Source organism: Algibacter sp. Ld11, from assembly GCF_045066735.1.
Lineage (GTDB): Bacteria > Bacteroidota > Bacteroidia > Flavobacteriales > Flavobacteriaceae > Algibacter.
The window spans coordinates 787,089-813,296 of sequence record NZ_JBISHH010000024.1 but is presented as its reverse complement, the minus strand read 5'-3'; the positions used below and the strand labels follow the sequence as shown (position 1 = coordinate 813,296).

Below are 26,208 nucleotides of genomic sequence, written 5' to 3'. Positions count from 1 at the left end.
ATTTCGTATATTTGTTAAACAAAATGAAAAAACAAATACATATTATCGGATCCGGTTTCTCTGCCTTATCGGCGGCGTGCTATCTTGCAAAAGCAGGGTACAACGTCGAAGTATTAGAAAAAAACGAATTAATTGGAGGTAGAGCACGCCAGTTAAAGAAAGACGGTTTTACATTCGACATGGGACCAACTTGGTACTGGATGCCTGATGTTTTCGAAAAATTCTTTGCCGATTTTGGCAAAAAACCATCAGATTATTATGAATTAGAAAAGCTCGGACCAGCTTACAAAGCGTACTTTGAAGGTGGATCAGCATTAACAATTCCTGGGACTCTTAAAGAAATTTACGAACTTTTTGAGCGTGAAGAAGCCGGAAGTTCTAAGCATTTAAAAGCTTTTTTAAAATCTGCTAAGTTTAATTATGATGTTTCCATAAACGATTTGGTTTACAAACCAGGCGTTTCTCCTTTAGAATTAGTTACTCCAACAACCATTAGCAAAATTACTCAGTTCTTCTCTAGCATAAGAACTCAGGTAAGAAAAGATATAAAAAGCCCGAAATTAATCGAAATCTTAGAATTTCCTGTATTATTTCTTGGTGCTAAGCCAAGTAATACGCCAGCTTTTTATAACTTTATGAATTATGCCGATTTTGGTTTAGGTACTTGGCACCCAAAGGGTGGCATGCATAAAGTAATTGAAGCTATGGAATTACTAGCAAAAAGCCTAGGTGTTTCATTCAAAACAAATGCTAACGTACAATCTATCGAGGTGGATGCATCTAACAACATAAAAGGACTTAAGGTTAATGGGGAATTTATACCTTCATCATTAATTCTAAGTGGTGCAGATTACCACCACACAGAAACACTTTTACCAGAATCTTACCGTCAATACTCAGAGAAATATTGGGATAAGAAAGTTTTCGCTCCATCATCATTATTGTTTTATGTTGGTTTAGACAAAAAATTAAAAAACGTATGCCACCACACATTGTTTTTTGACACCGATTTTGACACCCACGCTAAAACCATTTATGACAACCCGAGTTGGCCGAAAGAACCATTGTTTTATGCAAGTTTCCCTTCAATAACAGACGATTCATTCGCTCCTGACCACCAAGAAGCAGCTACTTTTTTAATTCCACTTGCTCCAGATTTAGAAGACACTCCAGAATTAAGAGAAAAATATTTTAATATTATAATAAAAAGGTTAGAACAATTAACCGGCCAAAACGTCACAGATCACATTCTATTTAAAGAAAGTTTCTGTGTAAACGACTTTAAAAAAGATTACAACTCTTATAAAGGAAACGCTTATGGTTTGGCTAACATTTTAACACAAACAGCCTTTTTAAGACCAAAAATAAAAAGTAAAAAAGTTAAGAACCTATATTTTACGGGACAATTAACGGTTCCCGGACCAGGAGTTCCTCCAGCATTAATTTCAGGAAAAATAGCTTCTGATTTAATTTTGAAAAACGATAATTAAATAAAACGACAACTATGAAACAACTGTTTGATGAGGTTTCTTACTCTTGTAGTAAGTTGGTAACCAAAAAATATAGCACTTCGTTTTCGTTAGCTACAAAAATGCTTTCGCCCAATATACGCTCGGCTATTTATAATATTTATGGTTTTGTTCGTTTTGCAGACGAAATAGTAGACTCTTTTCATGATTATGATAAAGAACTTCTATTAAATAAGTTTGAAGAAGATTATTACTCTTCAAAAGAGCAAGGTATCAGCCTTAATCCTATTTTAAATGCTTTTATTCATACCGTGAATGAATATAAAATTCCTGATAATTTAACACAGGCCTTTTTAAAAAGTATGCGTGCCGATTTACACAAAACGGAATATACCACAGATGAAGAGTATAAAGCATACATATATGGTTCTGCTGATGTTGTTGGGCTTATGTGCTTAAAAGTATTTGTAAAAGGAAATAATCAAGAATACAACAACTTAAAAGAAGCAGCAAAAAGATTAGGCTCTGCATTTCAAAAGGTGAATTTTTTAAGAGATTTAAAAGACGACATCAACGTTTTAAATCGCTCGTATTTTCCGAATATAAACTTAAAAGAGCTTGACGCGATATCTAAAAATATCATTATTCAAGATATTGAATCTGATTTTGAATTTGCTTACAAAAATGGTATATTAAACCTACCGGTTGAAGCAAAATTCGGGGTTTACATGGCCTATAGATATTACAGGAAACTACTTAAAAAGCTAAAGAATACACCATCAGAAAAAATTATAAACACAAGAATAAGAGTCTCTAACCCAATGAAAATAAACATATTGGCTAGGAGCTACGTGAAATACAAGTTAAACTTAATGTAATGTATTATTTAGGTATTTTATTGTTTTTATTTCAGACCTCAACACCTGAATATGTTGGTGAGTATCATGATATAAAAAATAAAACTCAAGAATTAGAATACATCGCAAAATATAGAGAAAATAAGAGCACAGATATTCAAGCCTATGTTATTTCACTAGAGATGAAACAAGCAGAATATAAAGCATTACCATGGCAAAAACTTGCCACCTTTAATAAAGGCAAGCATAAGTTAGAGTTACTAATAATTAAAGAACCAAAAAACGCCAATTTAAGATATGTTCGTTTGGTTATGCAAGAACAGCTACCCAAAATATTAAATTATAATTCTGATATAAAACACGACAAACAATTTTTATCAGAACTTTTAAAGATAAAAGATAGTACAGATTATTTGGATACATACATTTTAAATTACACAACCCTATGATCATTTTAACCTTTATACTCACAACATTAATCACTTTCGTAATTATGGAAGGTGTTACTTGGTGCACACATAAATACATTATGCATGGTTTTGGTTGGTTTTTACATGCAGACCACCACCAACCTGGCTACCCCCATGTTTTTGAAAAAAACGATGCGTTTTTCATCATTTTTGCAACACCTAGCATATTATTGTTCTTCTTTGGAATCAGGCCTGAACTGAATTATTTATTTTTTATCGGCTTAGGCATCTTGCTTTATGGTTTAGCTTATTTTTTAATACACGATGTATTAATACACCGCCGTTTCAATTGGTTTAAAAACACTCAAAACTGGTATTTACGCGGCTTGAGAAAGGCTCATAAAATACACCACAAACATTTAGACAAACCAGATGGTGAATGCTTCGGAATGCTTTTTGTTCCTTTAAAATACTTTAGAAAAGTACAATAATGCCATACCTATATCTCATATTGACATTGGGGAGTTTAAGTATCCCTTTACTGTATAGTGTTTTTGAAAAAAAATTTCACTTTATACAGTACGCTAAAAGTGCTTTTTTAAGTATTTTATTAGTGGCTATACCTTTTATAATATGGGATGTGCTTTTTACCAAATTCGGTATTTGGGGGTTTAACAACACTTACCATCTACCCTTTGACCTCTTAGGGATGCCGATTGAAGAATGGTTATTTTTCTTTTGTATTCCATATGCATGCTTATTTACTCATGAAGTTTTAACATATTATTTACCAAACTTTAAACTCTCGAAGGCAGCAACCATAATAAGTGGCGGTTTAATATTAATTCTAATATTTATACTTCTATTATTCCATTTTGGAAAATGGTACACGACTTTAAATTTTATATTTTTTATACTGCTTTTGGTTTATGGTTTAAAATCACATTTAGAAGTTTTGCAACGTTATTTTCTAAGTTTTTTAATTATTTTAATTCCTTTTCTATTAGTAAATGGCATACTTACTGGTAGCTTTATAAACGAACCAGTTGTTTGGTATAACGATAACGAAAACTTAGGTTTTAGAATATTCACTATACCGTTTGAAGACGTTTTTTACGCCTTTAACTTATTATTTTCAGTGCAATTAATTTTCAATTTATTAAAACAAAAGTTACATGGAAAATAACAAAATAATAAGGTTTACTATATTCTTGTGCATTAACATTTTAGCCTTAGGCGTTGGGGTATTATTAATGGACAGTGGGCAAACTTCACCTTGGTACGCATCGCTAAACAAAGCACCATGGACTCCAGAGGGCTGGGTGTTTAGTGTAGCATGGATTTCAATAATGATAGCTTTTGCCGTTTACATGACAGCTTTAAGTCTAAATTACCCATTTGGTTTTAAACCACTAATAAAGCTTTATGCGCTACAATGGTTTTTAAACATATCATGGAATTTTTTATTCTTTAACCAACACCTAATGCTTATAGCCTTAGTTTTTATTATTAGCCTTTGGTTATTAATTGGCTATTTCACCTTTAACTATTTAAAAACGGTAAAATATTATACCTTATTTATATGTCCTTATTTAATTTGGATGACGATTGCTACAAGTTTAAACGCCTACATTGTATTTAATAATTAAAAAGAAAAATCATGGCTAGAAAAAAAAATATTACCTCGGATAAAATAATAGACCTATACATGTCTACACTATTAATAGATAATAGTATTCCAAAAACGGTTTACGCTTTCGCGCATGCCAACAATTTTGAAGAAGCAGATTTCTATAAGTATTTTAGCAACTTCGATGTTTTAGAAAAACATATATTCTCACTTTTTTGCGAAAACACTATTGCTTTATTAATAGAAAATGAAGACTATGCTCATTATGCACCAAAAGATAAATTACTCAGTTTCTATTTTACTTTTTTCGAAATGCTAAATGCCAACAGGTCTTATGTTTATTTAAAATTATCGCAAAACAAAAACAAATTAGAAGCCTTAAAACTACTATCTAAACTCAGAACGACTTTTTTAAAATACGTTGAAAAAGAGATTTACACAACCAACATAGATTTAAAAAACAAAACACTTAATTCACTCAATAAAAAGGGAACCAACGAAACTGCTTGGGCACAATTATTATTCACCATACAGTTTTGGTTAGAAGACACATCTCCAAATTTTGAAAAAACAGATATTTTCATAGAAAAATCGGTACAAGTTAGTTTCGATTTGAAAGAAATAAAACCGCTAGAAAGCGTGTTAGATTTTGCTAAGTTTTTATGGAAAGAAAAAACAATGTCCACATGAAAACAATAGACAAAATACCAACATCAAAAATACAACGTGCCACTAAACTAGTGAGTACAGGCCTTAAGGTTGGCGTAAATTACGCCAAATATTATGGTGAGAAAATGGTAAAAACAGAGGCCGAAGCTAAAGACAATTTAAACGAAGCCAATGCTTCCGATATATACGACGGCTTAAAAAATCTAAAAGGATCGGCGTTGAAAGTTGCTCAAATGCTAAGCATGGAAAAAAACATTTTACCAAATGCATATGTAGAGAAATTTTCGCTCTCACAATTTTCTGTCCCACCATTATCTGCACCATTGGTTGCTAAAACGTTTAAAAAATATTTCAAAAAAACACCATCGGAAGTTTTTGATACGTTTACTGCAGAATCTGTAAACGCAGCGAGTATTGGCCAAGTGCATAAGGCTACTAAAGGAAACAAAAAACTTGCTGTAAAAATTCAATATCCAGGGGTTGCAGATAGCATCTCATCAGATTTAGCTCTTGTGAAGCCTATTGCATTGCGAATGTTTAATATAAAAGGGGAAGGCACTGACGATTATTTCAAGGAAATAGAAAATAAACTTATTGAAGAAACAAACTACACCCTCGAACTCGAACAAAGTATTGAAATTGCTGAAGCTTGTAATCATATTCCAAATTTAAAATTCCCGAAATATTATAAAGAATTTTCATCGGATAAAATCCTGACTATGGATTGGATGGAAGGTCTTCACATTTCCGAATTTACTAAAAAGAACAATGATACTTCCGTTTCAAATCAACTCGGTCAAGCATTATGGGATTTCTACATGTTTCAAATGCATAATCTAAAGAAAGTGCACGCCGACCCACATCCAGGAAATTTTTTGGTATCTCCAGACAACCAACTAATTGCCATCGATTTTGGATGTATGAAAGAAGTACCCCTAGATTTTTATGTGCCTTATTTTGAATTAGCTGAAAAAGAAAATATTGAAAACCCAGTGTTTTTTGAGAAGAAATTATACGAATTAGAAATTTTAAAAGCTACCGACACACCAGAAGAAATAGTGTTCTTTAAAAACCTGTTCCATGAAATGCTATCGCTTTTCACGACGCCACTGCAGCAAGAGATATTCGATTTTTCTAATCCAACATTTTTCAACAAAATAGCAGAACTAAGCACTAAATATGCGCAAAGTACAGAACTCAAAAAAATGAATGGCAATAGAGGCTCTAAGCATTTCATATACATTAATAGAACCTTTTTCGGTTTGTATAACCTTATGCACGATTTACAACCTAACCATATTATAATAAATAATTATAAAACCTTATAAATGTATTTTAGCCGTAATGATATTGATCAATTAGATCATATATACAAAATAAACTTAATCAATAGTATTACAGGCTATAAGCCTGCAAATTTAATAGCTACAAAATCTAAAGCAGGAATAACAAATGTGGCCGTTTTTAGTTCTATTGTACATTATGGTTCTGCCCCACCAATTCTGGGATTTGTTTTAAGACCAACAACGGTTAGACGCCATACTTTCGATAATATCATAGAAACCGGTTACTATACTATTAACCATATTAACGAAGATATTATTGAAGATGCTCATCATACGTCGGCTAAATATCCTCAAGATATTTCAGAATTTAACCAAACCAAATTGGAAGAGGAATACAAAAACGAATTTTACGCGCCTTTTGTAACACAATCTGCCATAAAAATAGGCATGAAATTTTTACAACAATTAGAAATAGAAGCCAATGGCACTATCTTAATTTTAGGTGAAATAACTGATTTATACATTAACGATACATTAATAGAAAAAGATGGATTTGTAGACTTAATGAAAGCAAACACGGCTGTCATTAATGGTTTAGACACTTACGCTATACCAACAAAAAACAAAAGATTAACCTACCAAAGACCAAATAAATAATTATGAAAAAACTAGTCATTATTGGTGGCAGCAAAGGTATTGGCCAAGCCATTATAAACACTTTAAAAGACACGTACAGCATTATAAACATAAGTCGTACTAGTATAGAAACATCTTCTACAATTACTCAGTACAATTTAGATATTTTAGAAGATGATTTACCTGAAATTGACACTATAGACGCTCTAGTGTATTGCCCAGGAAGCATAAACCTAAAAGCACTATCCAGATTAAACATCGACGATTTTAAAAACGATTTCAACATTAACGTTTTAGGAGCTATAAAAACTATAAAACATTACGAAAAGGCTTTAATTGAAGGCCACGGAAGTGTGGTTTTATTCAGTAGTGTAGCAACACAAATGGGTATGCCTTTCCACGCAAGTATTGCAACAAGCAAAGCAGCTTTGGAAGGTTTAACCAAATCGTTAGCGGCCGAATATGCCACCAAAATACGCTTCAATATTATTGCACCAACCATAACAGATACGCCATTAGCCTCTCGCTTATTACGAAATGATAAACAAAGAGAAACCATGAGCGAACGCCACCCTTTAAAATCTATTTTAAACCCAACTGAGGTTGCCGCATTAACCAAATACTTATTATCTAGCGATGCCAAATCAATTTCTGGACAAACTTTCCCCATAGATGCCGGTATTACAAGTCTAAAAATCTAAGTTATATTTTTATGATTACAATAAAAAAACACTCTGGAATCTATACCTTAGAAACAACACAAGAAATTAATATACCAATTCGCGAAGCTTGGTCATTTTTTAGTTCTCCTAATAATCTAGAAAAAATTACACCTTCAGAAATGGGTTTTAAAATCACATCTGAAGTTGATAAAAAAGCTTATGCTGGACAAATAATAACTTATAAAGTTGGTATTCTACCAGGCATAAAATCTAATTGGGTTACGGAAATTACACATGTTGAAAACGAATCTTTTTTCATAGACGAGCAACGTTTTGGCCCATACAAAATGTGGCACCACGAGCATTGGTTTTATAGCCAAACAAATGGAAAAACATTAATGAAAGATAAAATTTCATACAAAATACCGCTCGGTTTTTTAGGGCACTTAGCACAAACCTTGTTTATCAAAAAACAATTAATAACTATTTTTGAACACCGCTTTAAAACATTAGAAACCTATTTCGATGAAAAATAAAATCACAATATTTTGGTTTCGACGCGATTTACGATTAGAAGATAATACAGCCCTACATCATGCATTAAAATCGAGTAATAATGTATTACCCATTTTTATTTTTGATGATGATATTCTAGAGGCACTACCTAAAAACGACGCAAGAGTTTCGTTTATTCATGAAACCCTAGAAAGTATACATAACAAACTTAGCGAATTCGGGTCTAGCTTAATAGTAAAAAGAGGAAATACTCTACAGGTATGGAAAGACCTGGTTTCAGAATATAATATCGAAGGTGCTTTTATTAATAAAGATTACGAGCCTTACGCTATAAAAAGAGATCTAGAAATTTCAGAATTACTAAACTCTCATGGTATAGAAACAAAGTTATTTAAAGACCAAGTTATTTTTGAGGAAAATGATATTCTAAAAAACGACAACACACCATATACCATATACACGCCTTTTAAAAACAAATGGCTGAAGAAATTTGATGAACAAGCAGACCTATTTAACTTTGAAATAGATAATACTAGATTTTATAAACAAAACTCAACTTTTCCTTCTTTAGAAGATATCGGGTTTACTAAAAGCGATATACGAGTAAAACCATATAATTTAACGGCTTTGGATCGCTATGATGAAGTACGAAACTTCCCAGCACAAGACCAAACATCATACCTTTCACCACATTTAAGATTTGGCCTCGTTAGTACCAGAAACATGGTAAAATTAGCGTTAAAAACAAATGCTATATTTTTAAGTGAGCTTATTTGGCGCGAATTCTTTATGCAAATACTTTTTCATTTTCCAAAAGTAGTTACCGAAAATTTCAAACAAAAATACGACGCTATCCCTTGGCGCAATAACGAAGCTGAATTTAAATCTTGGTGCGAAGGCAAAACAGGTTATCCTATGGTAGACGCCGGCATGCGAGAATTAAACAAAACCGGATATATGCACAACCGTGTACGTATGATTACTGCTGGATTTCTATGTAAACACCTCTTAATAGATTGGCGCTGGGGCGAAGCTTATTTTGCTGAAAAGTTACTAGATTACGATCTATCTGCAAATAATGGAAACTGGCAATGGGCCGCTGGCACAGGTTGCGATGCCGCACCTTATTTTAGAGTTTTTAATCCCGCCGAACAGTTGAAAAAATTTGATAAAGAAGCCGTTTACATACGCCGTTGGGTTCAGGATTATGATGAATTAACCTATCCGCAACCTATGGTAGAACACAAGTTCGCAAGAGAACGTGCTATCTCTACATACAAAAAAGCGCTAAACCCTTAATTAAGGCTTAGCGCTTTTTCATTATTAACAATAAATTAAAATAATTCTATTTTATCCAATATAGGCTTTTGCTCCATCTAATGCTTTTGTAATACCATCTGGATTTTTACCTCCAGCAGTTGCAAAAAATGGTTGTCCACCACCACCACCTTGGATATGTTTTCCAAGTTCGCGAACTACTTGCCCAGCATTTAAGCCTTTACTAGCAACTAATTCTTTTGAGATGTAGCAAGATAATAGTGCTTTTCCGTTTTGTTCGGTTGCAAACAATAAGAATAAATTATCAAACTGCGATCCTAAGTCGAAAGCCACATCTTTTAGTCCGCCAGCATCTAAATCTAACTTTTTAGCTAAAAACTGAACGCCATTAATTTCAGCTAATTCGCTTCTTAATTCACCTTTTATATTTTTAGCTTTATCTTTTAATAAACCTTCAATTTGCTTTTTAAGATTGGTGTTTTCATCTTGCAAATTCTGAAGTGCTTTTACAGGCTCTTTAGCGTTGTTAAGCAAATCTTTCATTTCGAAGAATGTTCTGTTATTTTCAGAATAAAAATCTTTTACAGCATCGTTAGTGATAGCTTCAATTCTTCTAATTCCAGCTGCAACAGCACCTTCCGAAACTATTTTAAAATGCCAAATATCACCTGTATTTTTAACGTGTGTACCACCACAAAGCTCAACAGATTGTCCAAAACGAATAGCACGAACCGTATCGCCATATTTTTCTCCAAACAAACTCATAGCACCATCGGCAATAGCTTCTTCCTTTGGAACATTTCTTTTTTCAATTAAAGGTAACTTACCTTCTATTCTAGCATTTACAAAGTTTTCTACATCTTGCAATTCTTCTGTTGTTAATTTAGAAAAATGCGAGAAATCAAAACGCAAATACTTAGAGTTTACAGCCGATCCTTTTTGTTCTACATGAGTTCCTAAAATCTCTCTTAAGGCTTGGTGCAATAAGTGCGTTGCTGTATGGTTACTTTCTGTACGATTACGTTGTTTTGAATCTACTACTGCTTTAAAGCTTTCGTTAATATGCTTTGGTAAATTTTTAGCGAAGTGAATAATAACGTTACTTTCTTTTTTAGTGTCTAAAATATAAACAACATCACCATGAGCATCTTCCAAGTAACCTTTATCTCCAACTTGCCCTCCGCCTTCTGGGTAAAACGGTGTTAAGTTAAATACTAGCTGATACATTTCGCCATCTTTTTTAGAAACAACTTTACGGTATCTTGTTAATTTCACATTAGCTTCAAGAGAATCATAACCAACAAATTCTTCTTCGGAATCGTTACTTAAAATCGTCCAATCATCAGTAGACATTTCGCTAGCTGCACGCGAGCGATTCTTTTGTTTTTGTAATTCTTCATTAAAACCCTTTTCATCTAACTTCAATCCTTTTTCAGAAAGAATAAGCGCCGTTAAATCTATAGGAAAACCATAAGTATCATACAATTCGAAAGCGCGCTCTCCAGAAACTGTATCGCCTTTTGTAGTTTCTACAATTCTATTTAATAAGACCAAACCTTGATCTAAGGTTCTTAAAAATGATTGTTCTTCTTCTTTTATAACATTTTCAATAAGTTGTTTTTGCGCTTTCAATTCAGGGAAAGCATCTCCCATTTTTTCGCTTAAAACGGTAACTAACCTATAAATAAAAGGTTCTTTTTTCTCTAAAAATGTAAATCCGTAACGCACGGCACGACGTAAAATTCTTCTAATTACATAACCTGCACCAGTATTACTTGGCAATTGCCCATCTGCAATTGAAAACGCTACAGCACGAACATGATCGGAAATTACACGAATAGCAACATCTACCTCTTCGTCCTTATTATAAGTTTTATTAGTAACCGCTTCAATTTCGCGAATAATTGGTGTAAATACATCGGTATCATAATTAGATTGCACACCTTGTAAAACCATACAAAGACGCTCAAAGCCCATACCGGTATCAATATGCTTGTCTGGCAAAGCCTCTAAACTTCCGTTGGCTTTTCTGTTATATTGCATAAAAACGAGGTTCCATATTTCCACCACTTGCGGATGATCCATGTTTACCAAATCTTTACCAGAAACTTTAGCTTTTTCTTCCGCAGAACGAATATCTACGTGTATTTCACTACATGGTCCACATGGACCTTGATCGCCCATTTCCCAAAAGTTATCCTTTTTGTTACCTTTTAATATGCGATCTTCAGAAATATATTGTTTCCAAAAATCGTAAGCTTCGGTATCCATACTTAAATTATCGTCGTCATCACTACCTTCAAAAACAGTAACGTACAAAATATCTTTATCTACGCCATAAACATCAACTAAAAGTTCCCAAGCCCAAGCAATAGCTTCCTTTTTAAAGTAATCGCCAAAACTCCAGTTACCAAGCATTTCGAACAATGTATGATGGTAAGTATCGTAACCTACTTCTTCCAAATCGTTATGTTTTCCGGAAACACGTAAACATTTTTGCGAATCGGCAATTCTATTATTTTTAGGCTGCGCATTCCCAAGAAAATACTCTTTAAAAGGCGCCATTCCTGCGTTTACAAACATAAGGGTTGGATCATCTTTTAAAACCATGGGAGCCGATGGCACAATACTATGCTTTTTATCTTCAAAAAAACTTAAAAACTTAGCGCGGATATCTTGAGACTTCATATATAAAATATTCTCTTTTCAGTTATTTTCTATTAATTGCAAAACAATTTTTATCTTTACTTTTCAGTTTTAAAGCTACAAACAGAGGTTTTATTATTCGATTAATAATAAATGATTAGCTTTGTTCGTTCTGTTTTAAAATTTAAAGCACTGAAACAAAAATTGTAAAGCGCAAAAATAGTATAAAAATAGTAATGAGTAAGGTAAAATATTATTACGATTCTGATTCACTTTCGTATAGGAAGATTGAGCGCCGAAAAAGAACAACATTTAAGTATGCATTTATGTTTATTTTGGCATCTGCACTCTTTGGTTTCTTATTTGTTTTTATAGCAAGTCAGTACGTCGAGTCGCCCAAAGAACGCTCACTTGCAAGAGAATTACACAACATGCAATTGCAATATGAATTGCTAAATAAAAAAATGAACGAAGCTGAAAATGTTTTAGCCAACGTTGCTGATAGAGACAATAATATTTATCGTGTTTATTTTGAAGCTAACCCAATTCCGGAAGCTCAACGACGAGCTGGTTTTGGTGGAATTAATAGATATAAAAACTTAGAAGGCTTTGATAACTCTAAACTTATTGTTGAAAGTAATAAGCGCTTAGATATTTTACAGAAGCAAATTGTTGTGCAATCTAAATCGCTAGATGAAATTGCTGTACTTGCTAAAGAAAAAGAAAAACTATTAGCAGCAATACCAGCTATTCAGCCTGTTAATAATAAAGATTTAAAACGTATGGCATCCGGTTACGGTATGCGATCGGATCCTTTTACAAAGGCACGAAAAATGCATTGGGGAATGGATTTTACGGCTCCTCGTGGCACGCCCGTTTACGCTTCAGGCGATGGTATTGTAGTTCGTGCAGATTCTGGTTCTACAGGATATGGAAACCACATTAGAATAGATCATGGATTTGGCTACATTAGCTTATATGCCCATTTATACAAATACAACGTACGCAAAAATCAAAAAGTAAAACGTGGAGATTTAATCGGATTTGTTGGTAGTACTGGCAGATCGGAAGCACCACATTTACATTACGAAATTTTTAAAGATGGTGACCGCATAAACCCAATGAATTTCTACTACGGAAGTTTAACTGCGGAGGAATACAGCAAACTTTTAGAACATGCTTCATTAGAAAATCAATCTTTAGATTAATGCATATAGATTTACCAGAAAAGCGATATTATGCTATTGGAGAAGTGGCCAAAGCCTTTGGAGTAAACACCTCTTTAATACGTTTTTGGGAGAAAGAGTTTGATGTGCTTAAACCTAAAAAAAACGCAAAAGGCAACCGAAAATTCACACCAGAAGATGTTAAAAACTTAAAATTTATTTATCATTTAGTGAAAGAACGTGGTTTTACGCTAGAAGGTGCGAAAACACATTTAAAAGAAGAGAAAAAAGAAGCGCTAAGCAACTTTGAAATTATTGATACTTTAGAGAACATCAAAACACAACTTATCAAAATAAAAGAACATCTTTAACCATTTACGAAAGTTAAAAAAGCATTTAAATAAAATTTCACGTCTTAAAACGGTAACTTTTTAAGAAAGAATGGGTCTAACATATTGAGAACTAAAATCAACATTCAAATTATTTTATCATGAAAAAATTTTTACCATTAATTATAATTGCAATTCTTGCTATTGGGGCATACTCTTGGGGTAAAGGATTTAACAACACCGCTGTTACTTTAAAAGAAACCGCTACTAAAACTTGGGCAAACGTAGAAAGTAGCTACCAACGTAGAAACGATTTAATTGGTAACTTAGTTAAAACTGTACAAGGCGCAGCAGATTTTGAGAAAGGAACATTAGAAGCCGTAATACAAGCAAGAGCAAAAGCAACGTCTATCACCATAGACCCAACAAATATTACACCGGAGCAATTAGCGAAATTCAACCAAGCTCAAGGAGGTTTATCTGGAGCTTTAAAGAGTTTATTAGTAACTGTTGAGCGTTATCCTGATTTAAAAGCAAATCAAAACTTTTTAGAATTACAAAGTCAATTAGAAGGTACAGAAAACAGAATTAACGTTGCTAGAGATCGCTTTAACGCAACTGTAGAGCCATACAACATGCATATTAAAACGTTTCCTAATTTTATATTAGCAGGTTTATTCAATTTTGAACCATTAAATTATTTCAAGGCTGAAGCTGGAAGTGAAAAAGCACCAGACGTAGACTTTGAATTCTAAGAACAGCTTATTATATTTTATATTTCACCGAAGTAAATACAACAACCATGGCTAATAAAGTTGAATCATTTTTAACAAATGAAGAAGAACAAGACATTGTTGAAGCTATTCGGTTAGCCGAATTAAATACATCTGGAGAAATACGAGTTCATATTGAAAACACTTCTAATGGCGATGCTACACATCGTGCTTTAGAAGTGTTTCATTATTTAAAAATGGACAACACAAAATTGCAAAACGGTGTACTTATTTACGTCGCTATAGACGATAAAACGTTTGTAATTTATGGTGATGAAGGTATAAATAAAGTTGTTCCAAAAAACTTTTGGGACAGCACAAAAGATGTGATGCAATCGCACTTTAAATCTGGTAATTTTAAGCAAGGTATTATTGAAGGTATTCAAAAAGCCGGCGAACAGTTAGAATCTTTTTTCCCATGGAAACATGATGATATCGACGAATTATCTAACGAAATTTCAAAAGGATAGTACAAAAACATGCAACACTCAGTATCTAGTATTCGGTCGCAGTTTAAAATGAAAAATCTTTTTTTCGTTGTTTTACTCACTACACTTTTATACACTAATTTTTCTTTTGCGCAATATGAAATTCCTAAAACACCGGATTTTCAAACGAGTGTTTACGATTACTACAATCTTTTAAGTGCATCACAAAAAAGCAACTTAGAGCAAAAACTTATAAAATATTCCGACACGACTTCAACCCAAATAGTAGTGGCTATTATTGCTTCTACCGAAGGCGAAAATATTAACTATTTAGGTGCTAAATGGGGACAAGCCTGGAAAATTGGACAAGAGAAAGAAGATAACGGTGTACTTATTTTACTAGCTCGTGATGATAGACGTATTGCCATTAACACGGGGTACGGCGTTGAGCACTTACTAACCGATGCGATGTCTAAAAGAATTATTAACCTTGATATTATTCCATATTTTAAACAGAATGATTATTACGGTGGATTAAACAAGGGCGCCGATGCTATTTTTGAAGTATTAACTGGCGAATATAAAGGCACAAGACAATCCTCTAACCAAGAAGGTATTCCTGTTGGTTTTATTATGTTATTGGTTTTTATATTTTTTATTATCCTTATCTCTATTTCCAAAAACAAACGCGGAGGTGGCGGCGGAAACAATAGAGGAAATCGATCTGCAGGTTCCGATATACTCGAAGCTATTATTTTGAGTAATTTAGGCCGTGGCAACTACAGAAGAGGCTCTTCTGGAGGTTTCGGCGGTGGCTTTGGAGGTGGAAGTTCAGGCGGAGGTGGTTTTGGCGGAGGCTTCGGTGGCGGAGGCTTTGGCGGAGGCGGTGCTTCGGGTGGTTGGTAAATTTACTCCATAAAAAAAAGGAAGGCATTTATTACCGCCCTCCTTTTCTATATTTATTAAAACAAATAATCTTACTTCTTTAGAAGCCCACATTGTTAATATAAGCATCGACTTCCATATCATGGCCAACGAAATCTGTAAATGCTTTATTCAAATCTACACTATTACCAACAGATAAGATATATTTTCTAAAACGCTCTCCGTTTTCACGATTCATTCCTCCATTTTGTTTAATCCAATCATACGTGTTATAGTCCAATGTTTTACTCCAAGTATAGGCATAATATCCTGCAGAATAACCACCTCCCCAAACATGAGCAAAATATGGCGTATGGTATCTCGAAGGTACTTCGCTAACCAATAATCCATTTTTAGCTAATGCTTCTTTTTCAAACTCTAAAACAGATTTAAAATCCGATTCGTTTTCAACTGTGTGCCACATCATATCAATAACAGAGGCAGCCAACAATTCGGTTACATCGTACCCTTTATTAAACATTTCAGCTTTCATTAACTTATCAATTAAAGCCTGAGGAATGGTTTCTTTAGTTTCGTAATGTATTGCATAGTTTTTTAAAACATCTGGCTCCAAAGCCGCGTGCTCATTTATTTGAGAAGGAAATTCAACATAATCTCTAGGTACGCTTGTACCAGATAAAGACACATATTGTTGGTTAGCAAATAAACCATGTAATGTATGGCCAAACTCATGAAACATAGTATTTACATTATCAAAACTTATTAAACTCGGATTACCTTCCGTTGGTTTTATATAATTGAAGACATTGACAATAACTGGCTTTTGCTTTAAATAATGAGACTGATTAACAAAATTATTCATCCAAGCTCCACCTTTTTTGGTGTCTCGTGTGTAAAAATCTAAATAATAAAGCGCCAAACTAGAACCATCTTTATCAAAAACTTCATAAGTAACCACATCTGGGTTATAAACAGGTAAATCGGTACGCTTTTTAAAAGTAATGCCATACATACGCTCTGCAGCATAAAACACACCATTCTCTAAAACTGAGTTTAATTCAAAATACGGTTCCAGTTCTTTTTGGTCTAAATCGTACTTCTCCTTTTTAACTTGTTCTGCATAAAAATTCCAATCCCAAGGCTCTAATTTAAAACCACCGTTTTGAGCATCTATAATGCTTTGTATATTAGCTGCTTCCTTTTTTGCCTGAGCTACCGATGCTTTACCCAATTCTGACAAAAGATTTAAAGCTCGCTCTGGGGTTTTAGCCATTTGGTTTTGAAGTTTCCATTCGGCATAATTTTTCTTGCCCATTAATTGAGCTTTTTGCATACGTAAAAGAGCCGTTTCTTCTATAACTTTTCTAGTATCGGCATCATTGTTTTTTTCGGCCCTAGTAAATGAAGCTTCAAATAGTTTTTTACGCGTTTCTCTATTTTTCAATACGGCTAGTAAAGGCTGTTGGGTTGTATTAGACAATCCTAACAAATATTTTCCTTCGTGACCAGCTTCTTCAGCTTTAAGCTTTGCTCTTTCAATTTCATCTGCACTTAAACCATCTAGCGCATCAACAGTATCTACAAGTAAAGCGGCTTCTTTACGTGCTTTTAGTAACCTACTATTAAATTCGGTACTTAGCATGGAAAGCTTTTTATTAATCTCCATCATTTTAGCCTTGTCTTCAATAGACAAACTAGCGCCTGCCATTTCAAAACGCTTTAAATAATAATCGACTAGCTTTAATTTCTCTCCTTCTAATGTTGAAAAATCTAAGGCCTTTATTCGATTATAAATTTCCGAATTAAGATAAATTTTATCTGAGTGCGCTGAAAATATTGGTGCGTACTCTTTTTCTATAGCTTGTAATGTTGGGTTGGTACTAGACCCCGTAAGATTGTAGAATACATTTTTTGCTCTCCCCAAAACCTCGCCACTTATCTCAAGAGCTAAAACAGTATTTTCAAAGGTTGGAGATTCTGTGTTATTGGTTATTGCTTCAATTTCAGTATCGTGTATTTTTAAACCTTCTATAAAAGCAGGTACAAAATCTTCATCTTTTATTTTATCAAATTGAGGCGCTTGATACTGTAATGTGCTTTTTTGAACTAAAGGATTCTCGATATTATCCACTTTTTCTTTTGTATTAGAGGTACAAGAAAATAAGAGCGTATTAACAAGAACTAAGCAAATAGCAGGATAGGTTGTAAAGGAATTTTTCATTGTACTAGATTAAGTTATTTTAGTATATAAAAATACACAACTTAATCTAATACAACGATAAAATATATAATTTTGATTTACTTTTTACGCATATAAACGCTTATTGGCACACCTTTAAAATCAAACTTTTCACGGAGTTTGTTTTCAAGAAAACGTTTGTAAGGCTCCTTAACATATTGTGGTAAGTTACAAAAGAAAGCAAACTGCGGTTGTGGTGTTGGCAACTGCATAACGTATTTAATTTTAACGTATTTCGCTTTATATGCTGGTGGAGGGTAGTTTTCAATAAGTGGTAAAAACACCTCATTAAGCTTACTTGTTTTTATCTTTTTCGATCGGTTTTGGTAAACTTCTACAGCCGTTTCAATAGCTTTAAAAATACGTTGCTTTGTTAATACAGATATAAAAACTACAGGAACATCTGTAAACGGCTCCATTTGTTGTTTAATAACACGCTCGTACTCTTTCATAGACTTATGGTCTTTCTCTACTAAATCCCACTTGTTTACAAGAATAACGATACCTTTTCTATTTCTTTGAGCCAACCAGAAAATATTTTGAACCTGACCATCGAAACCACGGGTTGCATCTAAAACTACTAAACATACATCGGCATGCTCAATGGCACGAACAGATCGCATTACAGAGTAAAATTCTAAATCTTCTTTCACTTTAGATTTTCTTCTAATTCCAGCGGTATCTACTAAATTAAACTCAAATCCAAAACGATTGTATTTTGTATCTATAGAATCACGAGTTGTTCCAGCAACATCTGTAACAATATATCGATCTTCTCCTATTAAAGCGTTTATAAATGATGATTTTCCTGCATTAGGACGGCCAACTACCGCAAAACGAGGTAATACTTCCGCTTCAGCTTCTTCTTCCTTTTCAGGTAACGCTTCAACTAAAGCATCTAGTAAATCTCCGGTTCCACTACCATTTATACTTGCAATGGTATAATATTCACCTAAGCCTAAAGAGTAAAACTCTACAGCATCTGCAGCACGTTTACCGTTATCTACTTTATTTACAACAAGAAAAACAGGTTTATTTACTTTACGCAATAATTCTGCAACATCCTCATCCATTCCAGTAACGCCAGTTTCAACATCTACCATAAAAATAATGGCATCGGCTTCATCTATTGCTAATTCAACTTGTTTATCAATCTCCGCCTCAAAAACATCATCACTACCTAAAACGTATCCGCCGGTATCAATTAACGAAAATTCTTTACCATTCCAGTCACTTTTACCGTAATGACGATCTCTTGTAACACCACTAACGGCATCTACAATAGCCTCGCGACGTTGTATTAAACGATTAAAAAAAGTGGATTTGCCAACATTTGGTCTTCCTACTATTGCTACTATATTACTCATAAGTTTTGTTTTTATGCATTACATATCCTGTAAGCGGCTGCAAATATAGTGTTTAGTTCAATAGAAAAGAGTATTTTAACTTCCTAATGAATTTATTATGAATACACCGCTAAACGAAATTGTACTTAGACCTCGATTTAAATTAGAACTACCAAGAACAAATACCTCGGTTTTAAAGGACTTTCACGATAGCAAGACCTCTCAATCTCTTTTTATTGTATCTACGGTAGACGACCACGTTTTTATTAAACTCCCTAAAGAAAAACAACATTTTTGGTCGCCACAATTGCATTTAGAGATTAACGAAGTTGATGAAAGCAACTGTTTAGTACGCGGTTTATTTGGCCCAAGCCCAACTGTTTGGACTATGTTTATGTTTTTCCACTTTGCAGTTGCTATGCTCTTTATTGTTTTTAGTATTTGGGCCTATAGCAATTGGGCTTTAAAAACGCCTTACCAAACACAAATAATAGGGCTTGTTGCTTTAACAGGAATTTGGTTTGCGCTTTACTTTGCAGGTAGAGTAAGTAAGTTTTCTAACCAAACTGAAATGAATGCTTTATACGCTTTTATGAATAGTGTTTGTAAGGCATAAAAAAAGCTCTAATTGCTACCAACCAAAGCTTTTAAACTAAACTAACTCAAACTTTTTCAAAATACCACTTTTTGAATGGCACAAAAATAAACTTCAAGTTTTAACTAAAAGTTACCTAATTAAAAAGATAACGTTAGCTTTTATTGATTGTAACCAAAACGTCTTAACTGCTTTTGGTTACTTCTCCAGTTTTTATTCACTTTTACATACAGTTCTAAGTGAATTTGTTTACCGAAAAACTTTTCTAGATCTTTTCTAGCCTCTACGCCTACTCGTTTCAGAGCTGTTCCTTTATGGCCAATTATAATTCCTTTTTGAGTTTCGCGCTCTACCATAATTACAGATCGCATTCTAATAATTTTTTCTTCTTCAAAAAATTCTTCCGTTTCTATTTCTACGGCGTAAGGAATTTCTTTTTTATAATGAATAAGGATTTTTTCACGAATGGTTTCATTTATAAAAAAACGCTCGGGCTTATCCGTTAATTGATCTTTTGGATAAAAGGCAGGGGATTCTGGTAATAACTCAATAATTCTATGAAATACTTCTTTTACTTGAAAACCTTGTAAAGCCGAAATTGGAATAATCTCTGCACTTGGCACCTTCTCTGCCCAAAGTTGTACCTGAGCTTCTAATTGTTCTTGATCTGATATATCAATTTTGTTTAAAAGTAATAAAACAGGAATTTTAGAAGATTTAATTTTATTAAAAAACGCTTCATCTTTTAAAGCTTGCTCTCCAATTTCCACCATGTAAATTAATACATCCGCATCTTCAAATGCCGATTTTACAAACCCCATCATAGACTCTTGCAACTCGTAAGCGGGTTTAATAATACCAGGAGTATCACTTAAAACCACCTGAAAATCGTCGCCATTTACAATACCTAAAATTCTATGGCGTGTAGTTTGTGCCTTAGAAGTGATGATAGATAATTTTTCACCTATAAAGGCATTCATTAGTGTTGATTTCCCAACGTTTGGATTACCAATAATATTTACAAAACCTGCTTTATGGTTCATAGTCTTCAATTTATTAAGTTGCAAAGTTACAACCTTTATTTTTTTGAATTTACTAAAACAAAAAAGACTGCCGAAAATGGCAGTCTTTTTTATATATTTAAACGTTTCATTCTAATTATAAGTTGAAAATCTCAACACCATAATTAGTAGAATGCATTTTAAATTACTTAACGATTTCTAATAATTCAACATCGAATACTAAAACATCGAAAGGCTTAATTTTTCCACCTCTTGGAGTTGCTCCGTAACCTAATTCTTGTGGTACAAAGAATTTATATTTAGAACCTACAGACATTAATTGTAAACCTTCTGTCCAACCCGGAATAACCTGAGTTACACCAAAAGTAGCTGGAGTTCCACGATCTACAGAACTGTCAAAAATAGTTCCATCGGTTAACGTTCCATGGTAATGTACTTTTACTTGAGAAGCAGTTGTTGGTTTTTCACCTGTTCCTTCTTTTTCAACTATATATTGTAATCCGCTTGCTGTTACTTGAACACCATCTTTAGATTTGTTTTCTTCTAAAAACTTTTCACCAGCAACTTTTACTTCACCAAACTCAGCTTCTGCTTTTTTAGCTGCAGCTTCTTTTTGTTTAGCCATATCAGCTTGTTGTTTCTTTTGGAAATAAGCTTGCACCACTTTTTGAGCATCTGCTTGCTCTATTAACATATCGGTAGAATCAATAGCGTTCATAAACCCTTGGATAAATAAATCGTTATCAAATTCAGTAAAGCTAGTTTTTACATTTCTAGCAACGTCCATACCAATAGCGTAACTTACTGAGTCTAATTCTGTTTTTATAGGCTTTTTTGTAACTCCTGTATTATTACAAGATGCCATTAATGCTGTAAGAGCAACAAGGCTTAAAACTTTAATTGTTTTCATTTTTTTGTGTTAAATTAATTTGAAGCCAAATGTAACAAAATTATAATAGCTACAAAATAGCTTTAAGCTCTATTTAACAAAAAAACATGAAGCAAACATATGGTTACGCTTAAGTTAAGACCACCTAATCCAAATTAAAACCCCTTATTCTTAAAACTATTTATTAATTATATTTGACTATTCTGAAATTTTTACCCATCCAAAAAATGAAAACTATACGCACAACTCTGAATAAATGTTTCCTTTTATTATGCTTTTTAATAGTTTTCTCTAGCTGTAAATCTGCACGAATTACAAAAACAATAAATTCCACTTTAAAGAGTAGCTTTTACAACAACCAATTTACAGGCTTTTTGGTTTACAACCCTAAAACAAAAGACACCATATATCAACACAACGCACACAAATATTTTACTCCTGCTAGTAATACAAAAATTTTCACTTTATATACAGCATTACAGATGCTACCCGATAGCATACCGGCCTTTAAATATAACATCAAACAAGACACCTTAACTCTTGTTGGCACCGGAAACCCAGCCTTTTTACACTCGTTTTTTAACGATAGTACCGCGATACAGATAGCTAAAGCATTTAAAACAATAGCTATTGTAGAAACCAACCTAATAGACGATAAGTTTGGACCTGGTTGGGCTTGGGAAGATTACGACACTTATTTTAGCCCCGAGCGAAGTGCTTTTCCCACTTACGGAAATGTAGTTACCATAAGTAATTTAGATAGCCTATCCGCCACACCCAACATATTTAAGACGGATATTAGTTATGCTACTAAAAAAAAACGAAGAGCATTTAATACCAATGAATTTTATTACAACCCAAAACACACAGATACCATTGAAGTCCCTATGGTTTTAAATCGATTAACATCGGAAAGCATATGGAAAGACTTAACTGGAAACAAAGTGAGATTTACATCTGAAATTCCGAAGCATTTAAACACAGCCTACAGTATCCCATCGGACTCATTATACAAACGTATGATGCATGTAAGTGATAATTTTTTAGCTGAACAGATACTAATTATGGCATCCTCTACACAATCTGACAGTTTAAGCTCTAAAAAAGCTAGAGATTTTATGCTGAACACCCACTTAAACACATTAACCGAAAAACCACGTTGGGTTGATGGCTCTGGCTTAAGCCGATATAATTTATTTTCACCAAACTCCTTCGTTGATGTATTATCTAGAATGTATAAAAGTATAGACGTAACAAGGTTATTTAATTTATTTCCTGCTGGAGGAACATCTGGAACATTAAAAAAATGGTATGCTGGGCAAGAACAACCCTATATCTATGCCAAATCTGGAACACTAGGTAACAATTATTGCTTAAGTGGTTACTTAGTTACTAATAGTGGTGAAACTCTTATTTTTAGTTTTATGAATAACCACTACACAACATCAACCACGCATGTAAAACAAAATATGCAAACTATTTTTGAATGGTTGAGAAATGAATACTAATCTAAATGTAAAGTTTTCAAAATAAAAAAGCCTGCTAAAAAGCAGGCTTTGTGGGGAGAGTAGGATTCGAACCTACGAAGACGTAGTCAGCAGATTTACAGTCTGCCCTCGTTGGCCGCTTGAGTATCTCCCCAAAACTGACCGCAAATATATTACTGTTTATTAATTCTACAAAACAAATTTCAATTCTTTTTTATAATTCGTATCGAATTCTAAATGTTAAGAAGCGTGGCTGTATATAATATTCGGTTGCACTTACCGAAATTGCCCCCGCACTACTTTGGTTTTGAGACCTGGTATTTAATAAGTTAGTTGCTTTTATTTCGTATTCCCACTTACTATTTTCATCTTTTTTATAAGCTAAAGAGGCATCCCAAAATTCGTAAGAGTTTATTGTTTTTTCTTCATCTGAAAAATTATTATATGAATAATCTGTAGTAAAAGTAAAGCTTTTTAATATTAAAGCATCAAATTCTACCGATGGGGCTTTGGTATAAAACTTAGTTCTCTGCATACCTTGATCATTATCTTGAATACTGTAACGATATCCTAACTCAAAATTTGGCGCTTCTTTAAAATTAGTTCGCAATTCTGTTCGATAAGTCTGCGTGAAGTTTTCATTACTAAAAGGCAAATTATTAACAAACTGATTGTATTTAGTATAACTTAAATTACCCGTAGCCGTTGCTCTAAATTTCCCAATTGATTTTTGCACTCTAGCATTAGCACTTGCACTTTCATCGGCCAAATTAGAATTATATGGCGAACTAACCCTAATAACGCTTCCTATAGGTAATTCTGAATTTGTTCTAATACGATCAATAGTTTTACTATAATTTAATCGCGCCGAAACATTCGTGTAATTAAACATATTAAAACTAAAGTAAGAAAGGTTAAAATTGTGAGATAAGGCACTTTCTAATTCTTGATTACCAGAAAAAACAGAACTGTAATCGTTCAACACTAACCCTCTAGCAAGTTGATTAACATCGGTAAAATTAGTTTGCATATCGTAATTAAAAATAATACGTTCACTCTTTTTTAATTGTACTAACACATTAACATCTGGCAGTAACCTAAAAAAGTCATCGGTATAACTCACGTTAAACTGATTGTTTTTTGCACTATAAGCATGTGCAGAAAAACCTGGTGTAAACGTAAAAATACCAGACTTTAAACGGTAATGTGCTGCGGCATATACGTCGGTAAATGTGTAAGCAATATTGTTTGTATCTATACCATCATTTATTGTCGGGATCGATTCGAAATTAGTGTCGTCATCTAAAGTTTGAAATATATTTGAATCGAAATCTTGCTTACTATAAATAGTTCCTAAGGTAAAATTAACATCACTCTTTTGATTTAGAATATTCCAATAATCGACCTTAGCATCCATTTGATTGGATTTTACACGCTTATCTTGATTAATGTCGTATTGAATTTGATCCCTATTGAAACCTAAATTACTAGCTGTATCATCATATGCATCACTTGGATTAACTGGGTCGTCTAAATCATTATCATTATTAGTTGGGTCGTTTTCTAAAATCGCATTGTAAAAAGGGTCTTCATCTTGCCACAAATGTTGTACCTCTAAAGCAAAAATATTTTTTTCGTCTAAAGTATAATAATAATTCAAGTTTTGATTGATACTAAATGGCGATGAGCTTTCTAGCTCACTAACGTTGCCAACTTGAGATGATAATACAAATTGATCCTGCGATTCCTTAGACGTTCTTGCCAACACATCGTAATCTAATTGATTACTTCCATTCGGCTTGTACTTTGCACTAAACTTTAACATAGCCATGTCACTACGTTGGCGTGTGTTACTTTCTTTAGTCTCATCACGAGAGGCATCATCTAAAAATTGTACATCGCTAATTTTAGTTAAATCTGTACGATTACTTAACAGAATTGCAAAACCACTTAAATCTAAAGTAGATTTAGGTGAGTAGCTAAAATTAGCAGCTCCAAATTTGGTATTAATATTTTTCGCTCTATTATTCTGAAGCGATAAAAAACCTAAATTATTACTTCCTAAATCTATGTTTGTTCCACTACTTCTACTTGGCGATCTAAAACCACCTGTGAAGTTAAAATAATCGCGACGTGTAAAAGCTATTTCTCCAATATTGTTTAAGTCACCTATAACGTTTATACTGTATTCTGGGCTGTAGTAAAATAATTTTGGTTGAAATAAATAGAGTAAATCACTATCGGAAGTACCACCACCAGCAGTAACGTTCCCGAACCAAAAATTCTTTTTACCTTGTTTAAGTTTAATGTTTATAGCTATATTATCTTGGTTATTGGTTACACCACTTAACTGTCCAACTTCGGCATAATTTTTAAGAACCTCAACTTTATCAATGGCATTTGCAGGTATATTTTGAGTGGCGAGCTTAGAGTCTCCATCAAAAAACTCTTTACCTTCAACCATAACTTTGCCAACCTTTACGCCTTCTACTTCAATTTCTCCATCGTCATTAATCTCTACACCAGGTAGTTTATCTAATACATCTCCTAATTTTCGTTCTGTACCAGATTTAAACGAATCGGCATTATAAACAATAGTATCGCCTTTAATAGTTACGGGCATTTCATAAATTAATTCTACGGCATCAAGCGTATTATCTTCAACCAAAACAAAATCTTGAATAATTGCAGTTTCTTTGGTAATTACCTCAGCCTGGCCAGTTCTCATACCTATATAACTCACTTGTATGTTATACTTCGCATTTTTTTCTACTGAAAGCTTGTAACGTCCCTCTGGATTAGTAATTCCATAAGCATCGAGCTTTTGTGTATCTTGATTAATAGCTATTACGTTTGCCAACTCTAAAGGTTCTCCAATACTATCTCTAACAACACCTTCCAGCTTAACTTGAGCAAAGGTTGAACTTACCGCTAAAAGCAGCATAAAAACTAATACATTTTTCACAGAATAAATTTTCGATTAATTACTA

At 33.3% G+C, this 26,208-nt stretch carries 25 protein-coding genes and 1 tRNA gene; 19 read left to right on the top strand and 7 right to left on the bottom strand.

Going from position 1 to position 26,208, the window contains the following annotated elements:
* The first annotated feature begins 23 nt into the window (after window positions 1–23).
* Genes ACJJV4_RS13765 through ACJJV4_RS13710 form a run of 12 tightly spaced genes read left to right on the top strand, consistent with a single transcriptional unit; the run spans window position 24 to window position 9,434 of the window.
* A complete protein-coding gene (locus ACJJV4_RS13765; protein ID WP_405295370.1) occupies window positions 24–1,490 on the top strand; it encodes a phytoene desaturase family protein in 1,467 nt (488 codons plus the stop codon).
* Between the two features lie 14 nt (window positions 1,491–1,504).
* Window positions 1,505–2,347, top strand: a complete 843-nt coding sequence (locus tag ACJJV4_RS13760; protein WP_405295368.1) for a phytoene/squalene synthase family protein — start codon at window positions 1,505–1,507, stop codon at window positions 2,345–2,347.
* Complete coding sequence (locus ACJJV4_RS13755; RefSeq protein ID WP_405295366.1) at window positions 2,347–2,775, top strand: hypothetical protein; 429 nt, start codon at window positions 2,347–2,349, stop codon at window positions 2,773–2,775. Before ACJJV4_RS13760 ends, ACJJV4_RS13755 begins: the two co-directional genes overlap by 1 nt.
* A complete protein-coding gene (locus ACJJV4_RS13750; RefSeq protein WP_405295364.1) occupies window positions 2,772–3,227 on the top strand; it encodes a beta-carotene hydroxylase in 456 nt (151 codons plus the stop codon). The genes ACJJV4_RS13755 and ACJJV4_RS13750 overlap by 4 nt, the downstream gene beginning before the upstream one ends.
* On the top strand, window positions 3,227–3,922 hold the full coding sequence (locus ACJJV4_RS13745; RefSeq protein ID WP_405295362.1) for a lycopene cyclase domain-containing protein: 696 nt from the start codon (window positions 3,227–3,229) through the stop codon (window positions 3,920–3,922). The genes ACJJV4_RS13750 and ACJJV4_RS13745 overlap by 1 nt, the downstream gene beginning before the upstream one ends.
* Window positions 3,912–4,385 carry a TspO/MBR family protein gene (locus ACJJV4_RS13740; protein ID WP_405295360.1) on the top strand — a complete coding sequence of 158 codons (474 nt, stop codon included), beginning with the start codon at window positions 3,912–3,914 and terminating at the stop codon, window positions 4,383–4,385. The genes ACJJV4_RS13745 and ACJJV4_RS13740 overlap by 11 nt, the downstream gene beginning before the upstream one ends.
* Before the next feature lie 11 nt (window positions 4,386–4,396).
* Window positions 4,397–5,056 carry a TetR family transcriptional regulator C-terminal domain-containing protein gene (locus tag ACJJV4_RS13735; RefSeq protein WP_405295358.1) on the top strand — a complete coding sequence of 220 codons (660 nt, stop codon included), beginning with the start codon at window positions 4,397–4,399 and terminating at the stop codon, window positions 5,054–5,056.
* Entirely contained in the window at window positions 5,053–6,363 is a 1,311-nt protein-coding gene (locus tag ACJJV4_RS13730) for an ABC1 kinase family protein (protein WP_405295356.1), read from the top strand. Before ACJJV4_RS13735 ends, ACJJV4_RS13730 begins: the two co-directional genes overlap by 4 nt.
* The gene (locus tag ACJJV4_RS13725) at window positions 6,364–6,978 is read left to right on the top strand and encodes a flavin reductase family protein (RefSeq protein WP_405295354.1); all 615 of its coding nucleotides are present in this window, start codon (window positions 6,364–6,366) and stop codon (window positions 6,976–6,978) included.
* A 2-nt stretch (window positions 6,979–6,980) separates the two neighbouring features.
* Window positions 6,981–7,658 (top strand): SDR family NAD(P)-dependent oxidoreductase, encoded by a 678-nt coding sequence (locus tag ACJJV4_RS13720; protein WP_405295352.1) that lies wholly within the window; start codon window positions 6,981–6,983, stop codon window positions 7,656–7,658.
* 11 nt (window positions 7,659–7,669) lie between these two features.
* On the top strand, window positions 7,670–8,155 hold the full coding sequence (locus tag ACJJV4_RS13715) for a hypothetical protein (RefSeq protein ID WP_405295350.1): 486 nt from the start codon (window positions 7,670–7,672) through the stop codon (window positions 8,153–8,155).
* Entirely contained in the window at window positions 8,145–9,434 is a 1,290-nt protein-coding gene (locus tag ACJJV4_RS13710; protein ID WP_405295348.1) for a cryptochrome/photolyase family protein, read from the top strand. Before ACJJV4_RS13715 ends, ACJJV4_RS13710 begins: the two co-directional genes overlap by 11 nt.
* 51 nt (window positions 9,435–9,485) lie before the next feature.
* On the opposite strand, the gene alaS is transcribed toward ACJJV4_RS13710, so the two are convergent.
* Window positions 9,486–12,101: an alanine--tRNA ligase gene (gene alaS, locus ACJJV4_RS13705; RefSeq protein ID WP_405295346.1), complete on the bottom strand. Its 2,616-nt coding sequence runs from the start codon at window positions 12,099–12,101 to the stop codon at window positions 9,486–9,488.
* Window positions 12,102–12,295: 194 nt separating this feature from the next.
* Here alaS and ACJJV4_RS13700 point away from each other — a divergent pair, with 194 nt between their 5' ends.
* The 5 genes from ACJJV4_RS13700 to ACJJV4_RS13680 all read left to right on the top strand — a co-directional run bounded on the left by ACJJV4_RS13700 (window position 12,296) and on the right by ACJJV4_RS13680 (window position 15,661).
* Window positions 12,296–13,267 (top strand): M23 family metallopeptidase, encoded by a 972-nt coding sequence (locus ACJJV4_RS13700; protein WP_405295344.1) that lies wholly within the window; start codon window positions 12,296–12,298, stop codon window positions 13,265–13,267.
* Complete coding sequence (locus ACJJV4_RS13695) at window positions 13,267–13,596, top strand: MerR family transcriptional regulator (RefSeq protein ID WP_405295342.1); 330 nt, start codon at window positions 13,267–13,269, stop codon at window positions 13,594–13,596. The genes ACJJV4_RS13700 and ACJJV4_RS13695 overlap by 1 nt, the downstream gene beginning before the upstream one ends.
* Window positions 13,597–13,715: 119 nt before the next feature.
* Window positions 13,716–14,309, top strand: a complete 594-nt coding sequence (locus ACJJV4_RS13690; RefSeq protein WP_405295340.1) for a LemA family protein — start codon at window positions 13,716–13,718, stop codon at window positions 14,307–14,309.
* 47 nt (window positions 14,310–14,356) lie between these two features.
* A complete protein-coding gene (locus ACJJV4_RS13685) occupies window positions 14,357–14,797 on the top strand; it encodes a TPM domain-containing protein (RefSeq protein WP_405295338.1) in 441 nt (146 codons plus the stop codon).
* A 9-nt stretch (window positions 14,798–14,806) separates the two neighbouring features.
* Window positions 14,807–15,661, top strand: coding sequence for a TPM domain-containing protein (locus ACJJV4_RS13680; protein ID WP_405295336.1), 855 nt, complete (start codon window positions 14,807–14,809; stop codon window positions 15,659–15,661).
* Window positions 15,662–15,740: 79 nt separating this feature from the next.
* Here ACJJV4_RS13680 and ACJJV4_RS13675 read toward each other — a convergent pair whose 3' ends face one another.
* Window positions 15,741–17,861 carry a M3 family metallopeptidase gene (locus tag ACJJV4_RS13675; protein ID WP_405295334.1) on the bottom strand — a complete coding sequence of 707 codons (2,121 nt, stop codon included), beginning with the start codon at window positions 17,859–17,861 and terminating at the stop codon, window positions 15,741–15,743.
* A 77-nt stretch (window positions 17,862–17,938) separates the two neighbouring features.
* Window positions 17,939–19,246, bottom strand: coding sequence for a ribosome biogenesis GTPase Der (der, locus tag ACJJV4_RS13670; RefSeq protein ID WP_405295332.1), 1,308 nt, complete (start codon window positions 19,244–19,246; stop codon window positions 17,939–17,941).
* 97 nt (window positions 19,247–19,343) lie between these two features.
* Between der and ACJJV4_RS13665 the strand changes: the two genes are divergently transcribed.
* The gene (locus tag ACJJV4_RS13665; RefSeq protein ID WP_405295330.1) at window positions 19,344–19,841 is read left to right on the top strand and encodes a GTP-binding protein; all 498 of its coding nucleotides are present in this window, start codon (window positions 19,344–19,346) and stop codon (window positions 19,839–19,841) included.
* Window positions 19,842–19,981: 140 nt separating this feature from the next.
* Here the strand turns inward: ACJJV4_RS13665 and era are convergent, their stop codons facing one another.
* Together era and ACJJV4_RS13655 are read right to left on the bottom strand one after the other, a co-directional pair.
* Window positions 19,982–20,863: a GTPase Era gene (era, locus tag ACJJV4_RS13660; protein ID WP_405295328.1), complete on the bottom strand. Its 882-nt coding sequence runs from the start codon at window positions 20,861–20,863 to the stop codon at window positions 19,982–19,984.
* 163 nt (window positions 20,864–21,026) lie between these two features.
* Window positions 21,027–21,752 (bottom strand): FKBP-type peptidyl-prolyl cis-trans isomerase, encoded by a 726-nt coding sequence (locus tag ACJJV4_RS13655; protein WP_405295326.1) that lies wholly within the window; start codon window positions 21,750–21,752, stop codon window positions 21,027–21,029.
* Between the two features lie 206 nt (window positions 21,753–21,958).
* Between ACJJV4_RS13655 and ACJJV4_RS13650 the strand changes: the two genes are divergently transcribed.
* Window positions 21,959–23,239, top strand: a complete 1,281-nt coding sequence (locus tag ACJJV4_RS13650) for a D-alanyl-D-alanine carboxypeptidase/D-alanyl-D-alanine-endopeptidase (protein ID WP_405295324.1) — start codon at window positions 21,959–21,961, stop codon at window positions 23,237–23,239.
* Window positions 23,240–23,290: 51 nt separating this feature from the next.
* Here ACJJV4_RS13650 and ACJJV4_RS13645 read toward each other — a convergent pair.
* A tRNA-Tyr gene (locus ACJJV4_RS13645) sits at window positions 23,291–23,372 on the bottom strand.
* A 60-nt stretch (window positions 23,373–23,432) separates the two neighbouring features.
* A complete protein-coding gene (locus ACJJV4_RS13640; RefSeq protein ID WP_405295322.1) occupies window positions 23,433–26,183 on the bottom strand; it encodes a carboxypeptidase regulatory-like domain-containing protein in 2,751 nt (916 codons plus the stop codon).
* Between the last annotated feature and the right edge of the window lie 25 nt (window positions 26,184–26,208).